Genomic DNA, 16,189 nt, shown 5'->3' on the forward strand with positions numbered 1-16,189 from the left:
GAAACCATCAATTCCAATTATATAAAGCTCCTTAGCGAAGGCGGCCGCCTGACGAGACTAGCCTGCTCGTATGAGTATGCCAGCTTGATCAGCTTCGGCTCCTCATATGCTCTCGCTGCAAAGGAAACGCCAAAGGGCACGCCTTTCTCCGTATAGCCTGCCGGTACGACGATGGATGGATAACCTGCACGCGATGTGATTCGCGCGCCGAAATCCGCCGGGAACAGCAGTGCGTCCAATTCATATTCCTTCATAGTCGCATCGAGCCCCCCATCCTTGCATAAACGGAGATCCGCTGCCCTATCCCGCAAATAAGTCGTTTCTGTCTGTGTGCCCGATGTCGTCGTTTCAGCAGACAAGAGTGTCGATTGCCCGTACTTCAGCGTCTCGACTGGATGCTCGTTGTTGAACGCGATAATGTCCTTAAGCGTACGAATTTTACTTCCTGGCGGCAATTTGGACAGATAAGCATTTATCGAGGATTTGAACTCATTCAAAACGACCGATGAATATTTGATCTCCCTAGCCGTGCGAATATCGGCAGGATCCACAATAACCGCACCTTGCTTTCTCATTACCTCGACAGCATCTTGAAATATCGCTAGCTGATCTTCCGTCAATTCCTCAAAGAAATAATCTCTTGGAATGCCGATGCGTGCACCTGCAAGCCCCTTTGAGTCAAGAAATTGGCTGTAATCGGTCTGCTTGTGCCAGATGCTCGTACCCATCGCTGCGTCTGATTCATCATATGCGGTAATGGCATTCAATACATGAACGGCATCCATGACCGTCCTAGCCATCGGACCTGCTGTATCCTGCGAGTTCGACAGTGGCAGTATGCCCGAACGGCTTACTAAGCCAACAGTCGGTTTGATGCCAACGGTCGAGCTTAAGTTGCCAGGGTTCAATATCGATCCCGAGGTTTCCGTTCCAATGGAAGCCATGCAGAAATTGCACGCCACCGCTACGCCTGAGCCGGCACTTGAGCCGCCCGTTGGAGCAGATATATTGTAAGGGTTAAGGACTTGTCCGCCGCGGGAGCTATAGCCGGATGGCATCCCGTCCGTCATAAAGTTGGCGAATTCCGTCATGTTCACCTTGCCCAGCAGAACGGCACCGGCTTCCCTCAGCTTTTTCACGATAAACGCGTCTTCTCCTGCAAAAGAGCCCGCCAGCGCGAGTGAGCCTGCACTCGTATGCATGTGGTCGCCGGTATTGATATTGTCCTTCAGCATGATGGGAATGCCATGCAAAGGTCCTCTTGGTCCCTTCGCAGCACGCTCGCTGTCTAGTGCTGTAGCAATAAATAAGGCATCGGGGTTCAGCTCCAGCACGGAATTAATCGTCAGGCCGTCTTTGTCATGGGAGGCGATTCGGTCGAAATAACGCAATACGAGCTCGCGTGAAGTAAGCTCGCCTGATTGCAAAGCTGATTGAACAGATGAGATGGTTGCCTCAACGATTTCCATATCCCTATTGCCCCTTATATATTCCGAATGTGTGCGGTACGAGCCTAGTATATACTATATTTTGGCAGCTAACATCTTCTACTTCTATAGTCCCGCATGGAGCAATCGGTTTTAAAACAAAAAAAAGAGAAAGTCCACTGTGGACTCACTCTTACTTGCTCATATGGTGCTATGCCGTCATTCCGCCTTCGCCTGCAAGCTTCAACTGCTTCCGATAAACGATCTTAGAGATTGAGATGCTGATCTCATAGAGCAAAAACAAAGGTACGATGACGATGATATCCGATAGAATATCTGGAGGGGTAATCGTGATTGCGACAAGCGCCAATATGAAATAGGCAAGCTTACGCGCTTTCGCGAGCCTATTCGGATTCAACAGGCCAAGCTTCGTAAGGAACATGACAATGGCCGGCATTTCGAAGAGAAGACCAAAAGGAACTGTCATATGAATCATGAATGTAAAATAATTCTGAGCCGTATACATCGTTACAAACGATTGAGCTGCCATTTGATTCATGAAATGCAGCACCATGGGGAACAAAATGAAATATCCAAAGCAAATACCGATAATAAACAATAAACTAATTCCCGGTATGAACAAAAGTGCGGCGCGTTGCGCCTCCTTTGGAATGGCAGGCGTAACAAACTTCCAAGCCTGATAAGCTGCAATCGGAAGCGTAACAGCAATGGCAACCACGCCTGCGATCATCATATATACCCAAATGACATCAGAAGGTCCTAGCAGAACAAGCTTCTGATCCATATTCCTTACCAACCATTGATATATATCCTTAACATAAATGAATGCCGCAGCCATCGCCACTAGGAAAGCCGCAAGCGTGCGAATGAGCCGTGACCGCATTTCATCCAAGTGGCCGATTAAGCTTTGATCGTTCGGGTTGACCATCTTATTTGGCGTTCGACGCAGCCGTCTCAGGCGTCTTCTCTTCCGGTCTCTTATCCTCATCTTCACCATTCACAAGACCGCGCGTTGCCCCTTTGAACTCGCTGAGCGTTCTCCCGAAAGCACGTCCCAGCTCTGGCAGCTTCGATGGCCCAAATATAATCAGCGCAATGATCAGGATTAGTACTAATCCTCCGATTCCAATATTGCCAAACGGCATATGCTCAGCCCCATTCTCAGTTAATGGAGCCGCAGACAAATCGTCTGCGGCTTCCCGCAAAACAAATTTCTGTTAGCCTAATTTAAAACCGCTAATCGCGACGACCGCGCATCTCGCTTTTTTATCTCCAGCACGATGCGGCCACAAGCTCGAAGGCTTGCTTAAATCAGATGTATTCTCCCCTGGATGCTGAACCGATAAAAACAGGGTCTGTTCATCTGGCGTGAAAAATGGTCCTGTAAGCTCGCTCTCAATGGGAGCGGATGCAAATTGCAGCGCCATTGCCTGATCCGGACCGCTTGTCGGGATCACGAATAGGCCGTTGTTCATAAATGATTTATGAACGCCTTTATTTTGACTGCTGCTTGAAATATCCGTGACGACCCACAGATGCCCGTTAGAGTCAAATGCTAAGTTATCAGGCGAGCTGAATCCTGATTGCCTGCCGCCGGCTGCAAAAATCTCAAAGTCGAATTCCAAAGCGCCCAAATCGCTGTTCGATTCGAAAATACGCGTAATATGACCGTGAATATTGCCGTGATTATCGTTGTTTGTGTGACAGATAAATACCGTATTGTCAAAAGGCGAGATTTCGATATCCTCCGGTCGATCTGTAGGCGTTCCGCCAACTAATAGCGCAGCCTCTTGGCAGAAAGTGACAACATCGCCTTGGGTTTTGAACTTGCTCAGCACCTCCGGCTTGTCCTTGGCTGCTTTCGTTACCTCGGCAAGCGTGACCGGCATCCACTTCCCGCTCTTCAGATTGGCGACATAAAGAGTTCCGTCCTCAAGCAAAGCGGAGTTAGCCCGACCTTTCAGCTTATCGAATTTGCCCTTGCTTATGAATTTATAGATGCATGCATCCTTCTTGTCATCCCCCATATACACGACTACTCGTCCATCCGGAGCTAGTCCCATTGCCGTATTCTCATGATTGAAGCGGCCAAGCGCCGTATGTTTTTTCAAATAAGACTTATCAAAGGGATCCACCTCAACAACCCAGCCATAATGCGTCTCCGGGAGTTTGGAAGCAGCAGCCGTCTCTGCGAAGTTTTCCTCGCACGAGAGTACGGTATTCCAAAGCGTCACACCGCCGGAGCAATTCGCAAACGTGCCTACTGCCGTAGTTGCTCCGCCAACAGCTGTGCTGCCTTTTGCGGGACCTGTAAGATCGAATTTGGTGAAGCCATTAATCCTTCTTGCATACGATGAGGTTTTATCCATTTTCCATGTACCCTTCTCATCGCGGTAAACCTCGATAACAGACATCCCTTGGTAATAGAGATTTTTATGCAATTGATCTGCCGTCATCTTCCCGTCCTTCACGGGTCCTATTGAAAATATCGTGCTGTATTCATGATTGTTAACGAGCAGACCTCTAACATTTGAGCCTTTCAGCGGAAAAAAAGCGTTATAGTCGCAGCCTGAGCCAAACTTTTCGCCCGCTTCATTAATCACATCGTCGAAAGCGGCTACTACGTCGTATTTGAAGTTTTTAGGCAGCAGCAGCTGGTCTTCCTTGGAGGGGGCAATTGGCTCGAAATAGCCACTCACACGATTCGTGTTAAACCCAAACAGATGATCGGCCGTAGAAGACATCGCTGACGCCTTTCCGTTTAACACTCCCAAGCCTGCTGAAGCAGTTGCGAGCGCAGCTGCGCCCGTACCTAAATACGAAAGAAAGGTTTTGCGGTCCATCGTTTTATTCAACTTTTCCACTCCTCATTAATGTGATCCACTCATAGACAAGCATAATAAGGAAATGTTAAGCCACTGTCACCTTAAACTGGAATTATTGTAAACGAGGGAATGATTCTCATTGCTGTTTTTGCTGTAATGCAGTGACAACGAGATGACAATACTGTATTCGAAACGGACTGTATCCGCTCATGCCCTCCAAATTGCTTTAAAGCAGCATCCCTGTTATTTTTAAATCAGTTTTTGATTTCCGAACAATAGACGGAGGAATGAATAAAGATGCCTTGGTACACGATTGGAATAGGAATCGCAGGTTTGGCTGTTCTGCTAGTCGTTTTATTAACTGCGATCAGCTACTACTTCTATAACATAGCCATAAAACGAAATGCGAAGGATTTTCTTAGCGGCAATCCAGATTTGGCGCAAATCCAAAGCGACGGCAACGAAGCAGAAGGTCCCTCATCGCTAGCGGGTGCCTTTGAGTCTGCGCCGATGGTGGAAACAGGCGCCGAATGGGTCGAGAAGCAGAGCTATGAAACCTTGCGCATCACCTCACATGACGGACTACGCTTAGTCGGTTATTATCTAGCCGCTAAAAACCCGACAAACCATATCGTCATTCTCGCGCATGGATATTCCGCGCAAGGCAAGGATATGGGCATCATAGCCAAGTTTTACTATGAGAAGCTAGGGTTCAACGTGCTGATGCCTGATGATCGCGGCCATGGCAGCAGCGACGGAAACTATATCGGCTTTGGATGGCCGGACCGCAAAGATTATTTGCAATGGATTGGTAAGATGCTCGAGGTGGTTGGTGCACGCGCGCAGATTGCTTTGCATGGCATTTCGATGGGAGGGGCTACCGTGATGATGGTAAGCGGCGAACAGCTTCCGAAACAGGTAAAGGTCATTGTGGAAGATTGCGGATATACTTCGGTCCATGACCAGCTACGCTACCAACTGAAACGCATCTATAAGCTGCCGGCTTTTCCCATTCTTTCAGCCACCAGCTTGCTGACCCGTCTACTGGCAGGCTATCGCTTCAAAGAAGCGTCCGCGCTTACGCAGCTGGAGAAAAACAAGCTTCCCACGCTTTTTATTCACGGTTCAGAAGATACCTTTGTTCCTGTCGAGATGGTGTGGCGGCTGTATGAAGCCTGTAAGGCAGATAAAGCTTGCTACATAGCAGAAGGCGCGGGGCATGGACTTGCTTATGCTACGAACACGCCGGCATATGAACAAGCAGTTGTCGACTTTATTGGCCGCCATATGAGAGTAGGCCAATCTCCTGCATGACACGCTGCTTCGTGAGCCATACTGTGTAGATATACAGGCTACATGAAGCAGGGGGATGACAATGAATGAGCAAAAATGGCGGATACCGGCTAATGAAGGCGTCGGCTTGCGTTTAGAAAGAGGACAGATTTTAAGAGTAACAGACGTGGAAGGCGAACAAGTTGCTGACCTAGTCGCATTTCTAGCAGACGATAGAAGTGAACGGCTAGATCCCGGGGTAACGATGGACGTCCTTCATGCGATGAAAGTGAAAGTCGGCGATATGCTTTACTCTAATAAATACAGGCCTATACTAACTATTATTGCCGATAAAGTCGGACAGCATGACTTTATCAATTCCGCCTGCCGCCCCGAAATGTATGAGTTTTCATACGACAAACCAAAGCATGCGAGCTGCTACGACAACTTGAACCAGGCGCTTGCACCATACGGTATTCCTGCGCCTGATCAGCATTATTCCTTCAACCTTTTTATGAACACGGTTATTGATCCTTCCGGCCAAATCAGCGTCGAGCGCCCGCTTTCCAAAGCTGGTGACTATATCGAGCTGCGTGCTGAATTGGATTTGATTATTGCCATATCTGCTTGCCCCTGCTCCGAGAGCGCCTGCAATGGTTTCATATGCACGCCTATCGAAGCAGAAATCGTTTAGCTTCTTCTACCTCGAACGCTTCGTTTATCAGCCATTTTTGCAGCTTTGCCGCTGACGCAGGCATTCACCTATAAAACCTCCTTCGCATAGTATGCTTCGTCGTACTTTCTGAAGGGGGTATTTATTTATGCCCAAGTTAACAAGCAAAGCATGGCTTGATGAGCACTTATACGAACTGCCAGACTGGCAGCAGGAAGCTTTCCGCCAATTTGCCAACATGATCGACGATCCGGCTGGCAGCTTTCCCTGCATTCCAGGCCGCCATGGCTTTCTCAATAACAATTTAAGATTCGGGTTCGCATCTGATCCAAGGGAAGAGAATGCCATTAACATCGTATCGGAATTGCTTCAGCAATATGGCGATATTTCGCGTGAGACGGGAAAATACGCCTCTCTCGTCATTTTTTTCGAAACGCCTGCTGAGTGCCTAGATACTTATACTATGGATCAGTACGAGGTTCTGTTCTGGTCCGTTCTAAGCCGCATCAGCGCAAAGGACGATGCACCTTGGCCGGAAGGTATCTCCACCGATCCTGCCCATCATTCTTGGGAATTCTGCTTTAACGGGCAGCCATATTTCGCCTTCTGCAGCACGCCTGCTCATACCGTTCGCAGAAGCCGTCAATCCCCTTATTTCACCATCGCCTTTCAGCCGCGCTTCGTATTCGAGAAAATCAATGATTCCACAGCCTTTGGGCGCAATATGAGGAAGCTCATCCGCGAGAAACTGGTGGAGTATGATGGCATACCTGCACATCCATCGCTCAAATGGTATGGGCAGGAGGATAATCAAGAGTGGAAGCAATATTTCTTGCGGGATGATGAGAGCGCTCCTTCCAAATGCCCTTATACTTATATGAAAAAAAAAGTTAAAGGACTGGGTCGGCTCTTTCATAAATAAGGTTAGGGCAAGAGTAAGTATGAAGCTTGCTCTTGCTTACCAACCCTCTATATCGTGTGATCCGAATAATGAGCGGGCTTTTCTCGGATCGCCCATACATAACCGGAAGCCCGCTTCGATATGCTTAACTAAAAGCATGCGAGTGCAAAGGAGGCTGAGGAATGGGTCCTTTCTCCCCTGATTTGTTACAGGGAAAAGTCATTTTAATTACAGGCGGCGCGACCGGCCTTGGGCGGGCAATGGGTGAGACGTTCATCGCACATGGGGCGAAGCTTGCCATTGCCAGCCGCAAAGAGTCTATGCTCCAGCAAGCAGCCGATGCGATGGGATCCGAAGCTTGTCCCGTGTTCTACAAAAGCTGCGATGTGCGCGACCCCCTCCAAATTCAAGCACTTATCGATGCCGTCGAAGATCAGCTCGGGCCAATCGATGTGCTCGTCAACAATGCTGCCGGCAATTTCATCAGTCCAACAGAACGCCTCTCTCCGAAAGCGGTGGATTCGGTTCTGAACATCGTGTTGCATGGAACCTTCTATACGACACTAGAGGTAGGCAAGCGATGGATCGAACAAGGAAGAAACGGCACCATGCTGAATATCGTAACCACTTATGCTTCTACCGGCTCTGGCTATGTCGTCCCTTCCGCAGCCGCGAAAGCAGGCGTCCTGGCTCTCACAAGATCGTTAGCGGTGGAATGGGCGAAATACGGCATTCGTCAGGTTGCAATAGCACCTGGACCCTTCCCTACTGAAGGCGCTTGGTCACGCCTGTCTCCCACTGCTGCGCTGGAAGAGCAAATGAAAGCTCGAATTCCTCTCGGTCGCGTAGGAAACAAAGAAGAGCTGGCAAACCTAGCCGCTTATCTCGTTTCTGATTATGCGGCTTATATGAACGGCGAAGTGGTTACGATTGACGGCGGGGAGTGGCTGCAAGGAGCCGGTCAGTTTAACGGACTATCCGCAGTGGCAGATGAGGAATGGGATTCGCTTGCTGAATTAACACGCAAAGGCAAGTAAGGATACAAAAAAGAAAAACAGCTCATTTCTCAAGGAGAAATGAGCTGTTTTAGGGATTTAAACGATTGGTTGTTATTCTCCGTCAGTCTGCTCCATCGGACGAGCGCCGGGACCTCTGCCGCCAGAGCGGTTTCCACCGGTGCGATTGCCTTCAGTGCGGTTGCCACCAGTGCGATTGCCTGCAGTACGGTTTCCACCTGTGCGGTTGCCTCCAGTGCGGTTTCCACCACTGCGGTTGCCTCCAGTACGGTTGCCACCGGTGCGGTTGCCTGCAGTACGGTTTCCACCTGTGCGGTTTCCACCAGTGCGGTTGCCTCCAGTGCGGTTTCCGCCTGTGCGTTCCCCTCCCGTGCGATTGCCGCCTGTACGATTGCCATTCGAGCTGCTTGCTGCTTTTTTCTTGTCTTTTGCCATATGCGTAATACCTCCTAATAGAAGCTACTTACAACATATGATGCAACTCTAGCTTTTGTAACAAGGCAAATGATTGTTTTATAGAGTTATAGAATCGAAGGCCTCTTGTTCACCGAATGGAAGCAGCTTGAATCTAAAATGAAGAGACTCGGCTTCTTATTAGTTCTATAAACTTCCTTGCCGCAAAACCAATATATTTTTCCTTATGATAAATCAGTCCAATCGTTCGTTTAATAGAGGGATTGATGATCTTAACGGTTTGAATGGCATCCGATTTATGAATCGATATTAACGTTCTCGACAGTATCGAAACGCCTGCTTTTGCCTGAATAAGGCTGAAAATGGTCTCCATCGCATCCGTTTCAACGATTGGATTCAATACGATGCCGACTGCTTTGTAAGCATTGTCCGTCTGCTCCCTGCATTTATAGGTTTTGGGGAACAGAATAAATGGCTCTTGTGAGATATCTTCCAATTGAACGGATTCGAGCGCAGCGAGCGGATGTTCATGGGAAAGCGTTAAAAACAATTCCTCCTCATACAACGGTACGGAAACGATCCGCTCATCGATGACAGGCAATATAGTGAGCGCCACATCGAGCTCATTGTGCACGACACGCTCTACGACTTCATCCGTCCCCCATACCTTCATCTGGATGTCAGGGAACTGCGCATGGAATTGCACCGTGGCTGCCGACACAAGCGCGTTCAATTCACCCGGCAGCGCGCCTATTGAAAGGCTGCCGCGCTTGAGCGTTTGCAGCTCTTCCATTTCACCCTTTGCACTAGCCATGCTTTGAAAGATATGTTCGCAGTGCTTTAATAAAATAGCTCCTGCTTCCGTAACCATCGTTTTTTTACCGATCCTGTCAAACAGCTGAACACCCAGCTCATCCTCCAAGGCCTTTATTTGATGGCTTAAAGTTGGCTGAGTAACACCGAGCCGTTCAGAAGCACGAGTGAAGTGAAGCTCCTTGCACAATGCCTTGAAATACTCCAATTGTCTAATTTCCATAGAACCTCCGCGTACCCTTTTGATTCCCCATTATAAACAACAAAAACAGAAAAAACACCCATAAGCAGCGATGTCTTCCCTGTTTTGATTATTACTCATTCCAAGGCGAATGCAAAACACAATCACAAAAGTTAGCCGGCTTAAATCCAGGAAGCAGCAACGTACAAACATCGGCTTTAATATTCCCGAAGGTCGTCTCCGGCTTATGCTTGAAGCCATCAAGGAAAGAAGGCAAAATTTTGCTCTTGAATTGATCGCGCGGATACGCTTTTACTACTTTTTCACGGATCTCCTCCGCTATACTTTCAAAGTTCTCTCCCATCACGTCGTACCCGACTCCCGAATAGATAAGAGCCACCTCCGGCTCCTTGAACTGAGCAATGCCAATCGTTGTATGCAAGGCAATCGCATCCCAAACAAGCCGAATGGAATCGTTAGGCACGCCATGCTGCTGGAGATAGCTCTTTGCTGCGTCGGCGCCGTCTACTTCAAAGCGTTTGTCCGGACTGCTATAATGCTTCGTTAGCCCCAAGTCATGAAACAATGCGCTAATGTAAAGCAGCTCTGGATCGAATGCAATGCCGGCATTCCTGCCTTGCAGCGCTCCGAACACATATACCCGATGGGAATGGTTCCACAATAAATCATTGCCATGCTCGCGAAGAAGCTCTGCAGCCCCAAGCGCCAGCTTGCTATCTGGAATCTTGATATCCGCAACCAAATTTGATATTACAACCAGCCTCCTAAAAACATTTATTAAGATAGCTTGATTGTAATGGAGGAATAATCATTGATCAATATTATCGTTTCTATCAATATGATAGATAAAACACATGATTCATTACAAATCTAACACCTGCTATACCCGCAATTCGTACATTGCTTGCAGCCCTCGATGTTGATCAAGGCCGCCGAACCGCAGGATGGGCATAAATCTCTTAAGGACGCAGCTGCAGGATGATGGGCCTTACTCAGAGCTTTATCTAATGGAATATGGGTAGCAGCAGCTGTCTCCTCTCCGCTCTCCGCATGCAGCTCCAGCGCTTTGGCGACGGCGTCCGCAATGGACTCCACCCGGTTGGCGCCGAAACCGATTGCTCCCGAACCTCCAATCCCCTTTAAGTGCTTTACGAGCAGCTTCACCTTGTTCCCATGATCGCCGTAACGCAGAAATAATGAGCATACGCGCCCCAGAGCCTCCGCCATTGCGAATACGTCGGAGCCCGCTTTGCCTACATTCAGAAAGATCTCGCCCGGTGTGCCGTTCAAGTCATTAATCGTAATATAAGCCATGCCGAAAGGTGTGTTCACTTTATAGGTAGCCCCTCTTAACACCTGCGGTCTCCGCTTGTATTGTTTATCGAGCACTTGTTCAGCCGCTAAGTCGGGCACAACCGCTTCTACAAGATCCGCATCGAAATGATCGTCATGATCGGCGTCAGACGCCATAACAGCTGCCGACTCCGTCTCAACAGCTGTATGTTCATCCTCAAGCAATGCTCCGTTCTTCTCCGTTGACAAGACTTGTACATCACGGCTTCCATCCCGATAGATCGTCACGCCTTTGCAGCCGAGCTCAAATGCAAGCTCATACAGCTTCCCTGTTTCTTCAACCGTAAAGTCAGCCGGGCAATTCGCTGTTTTCGAGATCGAACTGTCTACCCAGCGTTGGATAGCCGCCTGAACGCGAATGTGATCCTCCGCGGATAAGCTCATCGCCGTGACATAATAATCGGGGAGCTCCAACCCAGGATTGGCAGCCTTCCAATCTGCTGCAATAGGCACGTCTTGCTTGTCGTAGCCTAATCGGCTTTGTCTGTAATACTCGAATGCAAAATAAGGCTCAATCCCTGTCGAGGTTCCGACCATTGTCCCTGTGCTACCTGTCGGAGCCTGCGTAATGACCGTCACATTCCGCATTCCCTTCTCGGAAACGGCTTCGCCAATTTCTGGAAACGCATGAATCAAATTTTTCATAAAGCCGCTCTGTACGTACTTATCCGCTTCGAAAGCTTGGAATGAGCCTTTCTCCGCTGCAATTTCTGTAGACGCCAAATAAGACTCACGGGCCATAAACGCATACAGCTTATCGAGAAACGCCAAGGATTCCTTGCTTCCGTAACGAATTTCCAGCTTGATCATCAGCTCGGCCAGTCCCATCGTTCCGAGACCAATTCGGCGTTCAAGCTTCTGGTTGCGCTCATTTTCTTCGAAATGGTAAGGCGTCTTATCAATGACATTATCCAGAAACCGCACGGACCAGCGTGTCACCTGAGCAAGCTCCTCCCAAGCGACATCCTGTGTTTTCTCGTCGTAGAACTGCGATAAATTCACGGCCGATAGGTTGCATACGCCCCAGCCAGGCAGTCCTTGCTCTCCGCAGGGGTTCGTGCTGACGATGGGGTTGAAATACCAGCTGTTCGACATTTGATTGTAATATTCCATAAAAACAACGCCAGGCTCCGCGGACTTCCAAGCTGCATCAATAATGGTTTGCCAAATATCGCGCGCACGCACCGTTTGATAATGGATGACTCTTTTCCCCAGCCTCTTCCATTCCTCCAGATCACCTGACCAGAGCTCGTCGTAGTCCTTCTCCTTCGTATCAGGAAATACAAGCTCCCAATCCGTGTCCTCCTTCACTGCCTGCATGAATGCATTGCTTACGCATACCGACAAATTCGCATTTGTAACTTGGCCCATCGTTTGCTTGACCGTAATGAACTCCAGCACATCCGGATGCCAATCATTCAGCATAAGCATTAATGCGCCTCTCCGGCTTCCGCCCTGCTCGATTAATCCCGTCGTATAGCTGAACAATCCCCCCCAAGACACAGCGCCGCTCGAAGAACCATTAACTCCGGCTACGATAGCGCGGCGAGGACGAAGCGAGGATAGGTTCATGCCTACTCCTCCGCCCCGCGCCATGATCTCAGTCATATCGGACAAACTCGCCATAATGCCGCCACGGCTGTCTTTCGGCGAGGGAATGACGTAGCAATTAAACAAAGTCAGCTCTTCGCTTGCCCCGGCGCCTGCCGCGATTCTCCCGCCTGGAACCAACTTCCAATCATTTAGGATATATCTGAATTTCTCTCTCCACTCATCCTGTTTCTCTTGGCTCTCTTCAACGGATGCCATAGCTCCCGCAAGCCGGTCCCACATCTCCTCTGGCGTTTTCTCCACCGTCAAAGTGAGCTTCTCGATGCTCGACTCCGTTTGTTCGCCGTTTCTGAGCTTCACCTGTACCTGATTGCCGACGCGCGCGACCACTTCCCCCACTTCTTTTACAGGAAACTTCGGATCATCCTGCGTCAATACGAGGACGGTGTCTCCAATCTTCGTCAGACTCGTGTCCGCGTTTTTCCAAGCATACCGGTCCAAAAATATTTTCTCGCTTAATCCCTCAAGGCGACTTCCTTCTGCTTTCCCCATCTACAACGATTCCTCCTTCAGGTTATCGCGCTATAACCATATGTATCTCCATACTATGCGTTTAGCACAATATATTGTGTCGTTTAAACATTATACTATACTAGATATTGATTTTCTTGCTTCTGAATGGCGGAAACCAACAATCTCCTCCGCTTACATGCACACTCTCGCCAATTTGCTTGTCCATACTCTTTTTTATGCGGCATCTTATTATTATTGAATGAAAAGGCAATACTGATTACAACTTATCCCTTATACTGCGGAAGGAGCTGCACTTGATGACATTTCAAACAACGCCGCAGGCTGCTTCAGCCGAAGTCGGCCAAGCTATTACCTCGCGCAAGCTGCATCCGCTTGTCGACCTGCAGTGCGACCGCACCTGGTTCGAGGAGCTGCAAAATCGCCAGACACGCGGCGGACCATGGGATGATTGGACCCTATACCAGCTTGCTATGGAAGCCGAGCAAGCAAAACGAATAGAAAGCTTCGAGCAGCTGCTCTGCCTTCGGTCGCTTCCTTCTTTCGAGCCGATGCCGCATCAAATCAGCACGGCGCGCAAGGTTGTGCACGAGATGGGCGGACGGGCTATTCTTGCAGACGAGGTCGGACTCGGAAAAACGATAGAAGCGGGTCTCGTGCTCAAAGAATACATCGTGCGAGGGTTGGCTAGACGCGTCTTAATTCTCGTACCCGCTTCCTTAGTGCTGCAGTGGGTTCGCGAGCTTAATCAAAAATTCGGAATCTCGGCCGTAGCCCAGAAAAAGGCGCATACTTGGGGCTATGACGTAGTTGTAGCATCGATAGATACGGCAAAGAGAGAGCCTCATCGCGAGCTCGTGCTTAACACCGATTATGATCTCATCATTATTGATGAGGCTCATAAGCTTAAAAACAAAAAAACGACGAACTATCAATTTGCCAACCTTTTGCGCAAGAAATATTGCCTGCTGCTTACCGCCACGCCGATTCAGAATGATATGGATGAATTGTTCAATCTCATTACCCTTTTAAAGCCAGGACAGCTTGGCGGATTGAGCGACTTTGCTGCCAACTTTGTCGTAGACAAACGCGTGCCTAAGAATGAGGATCAGCTCCAAGAAGCGCTGTCCGGCGTCATGATCCGCAACCGCCGCGGCGACGGGGGCATTCACTTTACGAAACGATTTGTCAAAAACATCCCGCTCACCTTATCCGAGGACGAGAAGGCGCTTTATGACTCGGTAACCGGATTTGTGAAGGAGCGTTACGAGGAGAGCGGCGGCGACTTAACCAGCATGCTCTCCCTAGTCACATTGCAGCGCGAAGTATGCAGCAGCCGCGATGCCGTCTTTTTAACGCTGGTCAATCTATTCAAAAAAACAGCCGAGGATTCTCCGATGCGTCCGCGTATATGGGAGCTTGTCGAGAAAATCAAAAATATAAAAGCGAATACGAAAGCCGAGAAAGCGATGGAGCTCGTCAAGGAGATGAATGATAAAGTCATCATTTTCACCGAGTATCGGGCTACGCAGGAGTATCTGCTGCAGTTCTTCCGGGCACAGAACATGATTGCCGTGCCTTACCGCGGCGGGATGAATCGAGGCAAAAAGGACTGGATGATGGATTTGTTCCGGGGACGCGCACAAATTCTCATTGCAACGGAAGCAGGCGGCGAAGGCATCAACCTGCAGTTTTGCCACCATATGATTAACTTTGATCTGCCTTGGAATCCGATGAGGGTAGAACAACGGATCGGACGCGTCCATCGACTTGGCCAGACGGAAGACGTCAAAATCTACAATCTATGTACCGTTGGCACGATCGAGGAGCATATCGTGAACCTGCTGCATGAGAAAATCAACTTGTTCGAGCTCGTCATCGGTGAGCTTGACCATATACTCGAACGATTCGAGAAAGGAGACGGCTCCTTGGAACAGCGGCTTGCCAAAGTGCTGCTTGAATCAGGCAATGACATTGATTTGAAGCAAAAAATGAATCATCTGGGCTCGTCGCTTAGCCGGATCCGCGAAGAAGTAATAACGGGTGATCAACCGCAGCCTGCCAGCCCCGACCTGATCGTCAATTTGGATTCGCTTGGACAAACCGTGGAGGTGCAGCCTTGAACGAGAAGCAGGTGCACAAGTTCGTCAACCGCTACCTAGAAGCGACAGAATGCTCTATTTTAGAAAAATCACCCAATCATTTTACAGTGAAGCTCTCGCCGCATGCAGACCGTGAGCTTACGAATCGTCCCTACTATTGGAGCTTCGTAGACCGCGTAAATGCCGAGCCCGAGACGATGACCTTTCTATTCGTTACGGACAAGAACAAATATGATGCTGCAGAGGAAGCCAAAATAAACGACGCTGCGATCAAATCCGCGCAAGCTCCAGCAGAAAATGCGCAGGAGGCAGCTGCCAATGCAGCACTAGGGAGATCGCTCGGCTTCGTTCACGGCAATCTTGCCGCACCTGCCCGCGTACCGCGCGAGGACTTGTTCTTTGGGGCTCGTAAGCTGGATATGCTGTTCGACGCCGCCAAGGCAAAGGGAAGCTACGTTTATTTATTCCAGGAACCAGACAAGCGAAGCACCAATCCTTTCTCTTCGACACCCTATACGGCTTGGCTTGGCGTCAATATGCGCGTAGAATTTGCTTGCGATCGCAAACGCGAGGAGATCCATTGCTTCGGCGTTTCATTAGCGACTGGGCAATGCGTGGAGCTATTTTATGATCGTTTGCTCACCCATAAGCTTACACCGCGCCTGCCTGCGAATATTCACATTACCAAAAACGGGATCTCTTACAATAAAGCGCTCAGCATCGTGGAGCAAACGCTAGAGCGCAAGCTGCGGGCATATGACTACAGCTGGGCAGAGAGCGCTTCTGCACGTTTGGAAGAGGAGCTTGAGCGAATAAGCGGGTACTATGAACCTCTTGTTGAGCATGCCTTGGCGGATAACAAACCAGCTATCCAAGAACAATTCGCCCAGCGTCAATCTGAGATCAGGTGGCAATATGAGCCGCGTGTGACCGCATCCGCTATAAACTGCGGGATCTTCCATCTTGAGGGCATCGACTGACATGAAATTGACGATATCTGCTGCAATACGCCAAAAAAAGGCGGTCATGCGGCCGCCTTTACCTGACAGGTTGCAACAGCCTTCTTGGGGCATGTCCGATACAATAGC

The 16,189-nt window shown here is 49.2% G+C and carries 14 protein-coding genes; 6 read left to right on the forward strand and 8 right to left on the reverse strand.

Going from position 1 to position 16,189, the window contains the following annotated elements; all coding sequences use genetic code 11:
* Positions 1–17: 17 nt before the first annotated feature.
* The 4 genes from FHS16_RS15070 to FHS16_RS15085 form a co-directional block, all read right to left on the reverse strand.
* Positions 18–1,469, reverse strand: coding sequence for an amidase family protein (locus FHS16_RS15070; protein ID WP_183563796.1), 1,452 nt, complete (start codon positions 1,467–1,469; stop codon positions 18–20).
* Between the two features lie 169 nt (positions 1,470–1,638).
* A complete protein-coding gene (gene tatC / locus FHS16_RS15075) occupies positions 1,639–2,376 on the reverse strand; it encodes a twin-arginine translocase subunit TatC (RefSeq protein ID WP_183563799.1) in 738 nt (245 codons plus the stop codon).
* Between the two features lies 1 nt (position 2,377).
* Positions 2,378–2,593, reverse strand: coding sequence for a twin-arginine translocase TatA/TatE family subunit (locus FHS16_RS15080; protein WP_183563802.1), 216 nt, complete (start codon positions 2,591–2,593; stop codon positions 2,378–2,380).
* A gap of 72 nt (positions 2,594–2,665) precedes the next feature.
* Positions 2,666–4,291: a PhoX family protein gene (locus FHS16_RS15085; protein ID WP_183564210.1), complete on the reverse strand. Its 1,626-nt coding sequence runs from the start codon at positions 4,289–4,291 to the stop codon at positions 2,666–2,668.
* A gap of 279 nt (positions 4,292–4,570) precedes the next feature.
* Between FHS16_RS15085 and FHS16_RS15090 the strand changes: the two genes are divergently transcribed.
* The 4 genes from FHS16_RS15090 to FHS16_RS15105 all read left to right on the forward strand — a co-directional run bounded on the left by FHS16_RS15090 (position 4,571) and on the right by FHS16_RS15105 (position 8,156).
* Entirely contained in the window at positions 4,571–5,587 is a 1,017-nt protein-coding gene (locus FHS16_RS15090; RefSeq protein ID WP_183563805.1) for an alpha/beta hydrolase, read from the forward strand.
* A 61-nt stretch (positions 5,588–5,648) separates the two neighbouring features.
* Positions 5,649–6,239, forward strand: a complete 591-nt coding sequence (locus FHS16_RS15095) for a DUF1989 domain-containing protein (RefSeq protein WP_183563808.1) — start codon at positions 5,649–5,651, stop codon at positions 6,237–6,239.
* Between the two features lie 127 nt (positions 6,240–6,366).
* The gene (locus tag FHS16_RS15100; protein WP_183563811.1) at positions 6,367–7,140 is read left to right on the forward strand and encodes a YqcI/YcgG family protein; all 774 of its coding nucleotides are present in this window, start codon (positions 6,367–6,369) and stop codon (positions 7,138–7,140) included.
* 161 nt (positions 7,141–7,301) lie between these two features.
* Positions 7,302–8,156 carry an SDR family oxidoreductase gene (locus FHS16_RS15105; protein WP_183563814.1) on the forward strand — a complete coding sequence of 285 codons (855 nt, stop codon included), beginning with the start codon at positions 7,302–7,304 and terminating at the stop codon, positions 8,154–8,156.
* A gap of 72 nt (positions 8,157–8,228) precedes the next feature.
* Here the strand turns inward: FHS16_RS15105 and FHS16_RS15110 are convergent, their stop codons facing one another.
* The 4 genes from FHS16_RS15110 to FHS16_RS15125 form a co-directional block, all read right to left on the reverse strand.
* The gene (locus FHS16_RS15110; RefSeq protein ID WP_183563817.1) at positions 8,229–8,570 is read right to left on the reverse strand and encodes a hypothetical protein; all 342 of its coding nucleotides are present in this window, start codon (positions 8,568–8,570) and stop codon (positions 8,229–8,231) included.
* A gap of 133 nt (positions 8,571–8,703) precedes the next feature.
* Entirely contained in the window at positions 8,704–9,585 is an 882-nt protein-coding gene (locus FHS16_RS15115) for a LysR family transcriptional regulator (protein WP_183563820.1), read from the reverse strand.
* A gap of 91 nt (positions 9,586–9,676) precedes the next feature.
* Complete coding sequence (locus FHS16_RS15120; protein ID WP_183564214.1) at positions 9,677–10,315, reverse strand: HD domain-containing protein; 639 nt, start codon at positions 10,313–10,315, stop codon at positions 9,677–9,679.
* Positions 10,316–10,434: 119 nt separating this feature from the next.
* Entirely contained in the window at positions 10,435–13,020 is a 2,586-nt protein-coding gene (locus tag FHS16_RS15125) for an adenosylcobalamin-dependent ribonucleoside-diphosphate reductase (protein ID WP_183563823.1), read from the reverse strand.
* A 278-nt stretch (positions 13,021–13,298) separates the two neighbouring features.
* Here FHS16_RS15125 and FHS16_RS15130 point away from each other — a divergent pair, with 278 nt between their 5' ends.
* Positions 13,299–15,122 carry a DEAD/DEAH box helicase gene (locus tag FHS16_RS15130; RefSeq protein ID WP_183563826.1) on the forward strand — a complete coding sequence of 608 codons (1,824 nt, stop codon included), beginning with the start codon at positions 13,299–13,301 and terminating at the stop codon, positions 15,120–15,122.
* Complete coding sequence (locus tag FHS16_RS15135; protein ID WP_183563829.1) at positions 15,119–16,081, forward strand: YqhG family protein; 963 nt, start codon at positions 15,119–15,121, stop codon at positions 16,079–16,081. The genes FHS16_RS15130 and FHS16_RS15135 overlap by 4 nt, the downstream gene beginning before the upstream one ends.
* Positions 16,082–16,189 lie beyond the last annotated feature (108 nt).

This window comes from Paenibacillus endophyticus (assembly GCF_014192395.1).
Classification (GTDB): domain Bacteria; phylum Bacillota; class Bacilli; order Paenibacillales; family Paenibacillaceae; genus Pristimantibacillus; species Pristimantibacillus endophyticus.

Bases quoted from the DNA above. Each gene is read 5' to 3' on its own strand.
- FHS16_RS15070 (WP_183563796.1), bottom strand. From the start codon at position 1,469: ATGGAAATCGTTGAGGCAACCATCTCATCTGTTCAATCAGCTTTGCAA.
- tatC (WP_183563799.1), bottom strand. From the start codon at position 2,376: ATGGTCAACCCGAACGATCAAAGCTTAATCGGCCACTTGGATGAAATG.
- FHS16_RS15080 (WP_183563802.1), bottom strand. From the start codon at position 2,593: ATGCCGTTTGGCAATATTGGAATCGGAGGATTAGTACTAATCCTGATC.
- FHS16_RS15085 (WP_183564210.1), bottom strand. From the start codon at position 4,291: ATGGACCGCAAAACCTTTCTTTCGTATTTAGGTACGGGCGCAGCTGCG.
- FHS16_RS15090 (WP_183563805.1), top strand. From the start codon at position 4,571: ATGCCTTGGTACACGATTGGAATAGGAATCGCAGGTTTGGCTGTTCTG.
- FHS16_RS15095 (WP_183563808.1), top strand. From the start codon at position 5,649: ATGAATGAGCAAAAATGGCGGATACCGGCTAATGAAGGCGTCGGCTTG.
- FHS16_RS15100 (WP_183563811.1), top strand. From the start codon at position 6,367: ATGCCCAAGTTAACAAGCAAAGCATGGCTTGATGAGCACTTATACGAA.
- FHS16_RS15105 (WP_183563814.1), top strand. From the start codon at position 7,302: ATGGGTCCTTTCTCCCCTGATTTGTTACAGGGAAAAGTCATTTTAATT.
- FHS16_RS15110 (WP_183563817.1), bottom strand. From the start codon at position 8,570: ATGGCAAAAGACAAGAAAAAAGCAGCAAGCAGCTCGAATGGCAATCGT.
- FHS16_RS15115 (WP_183563820.1), bottom strand. From the start codon at position 9,585: ATGGAAATTAGACAATTGGAGTATTTCAAGGCATTGTGCAAGGAGCTT.
- FHS16_RS15125 (WP_183563823.1), bottom strand. From the start codon at position 13,020: ATGGGGAAAGCAGAAGGAAGTCGCCTTGAGGGATTAAGCGAGAAAATA.
- FHS16_RS15130 (WP_183563826.1), top strand. From the start codon at position 13,299: ATGACATTTCAAACAACGCCGCAGGCTGCTTCAGCCGAAGTCGGCCAA.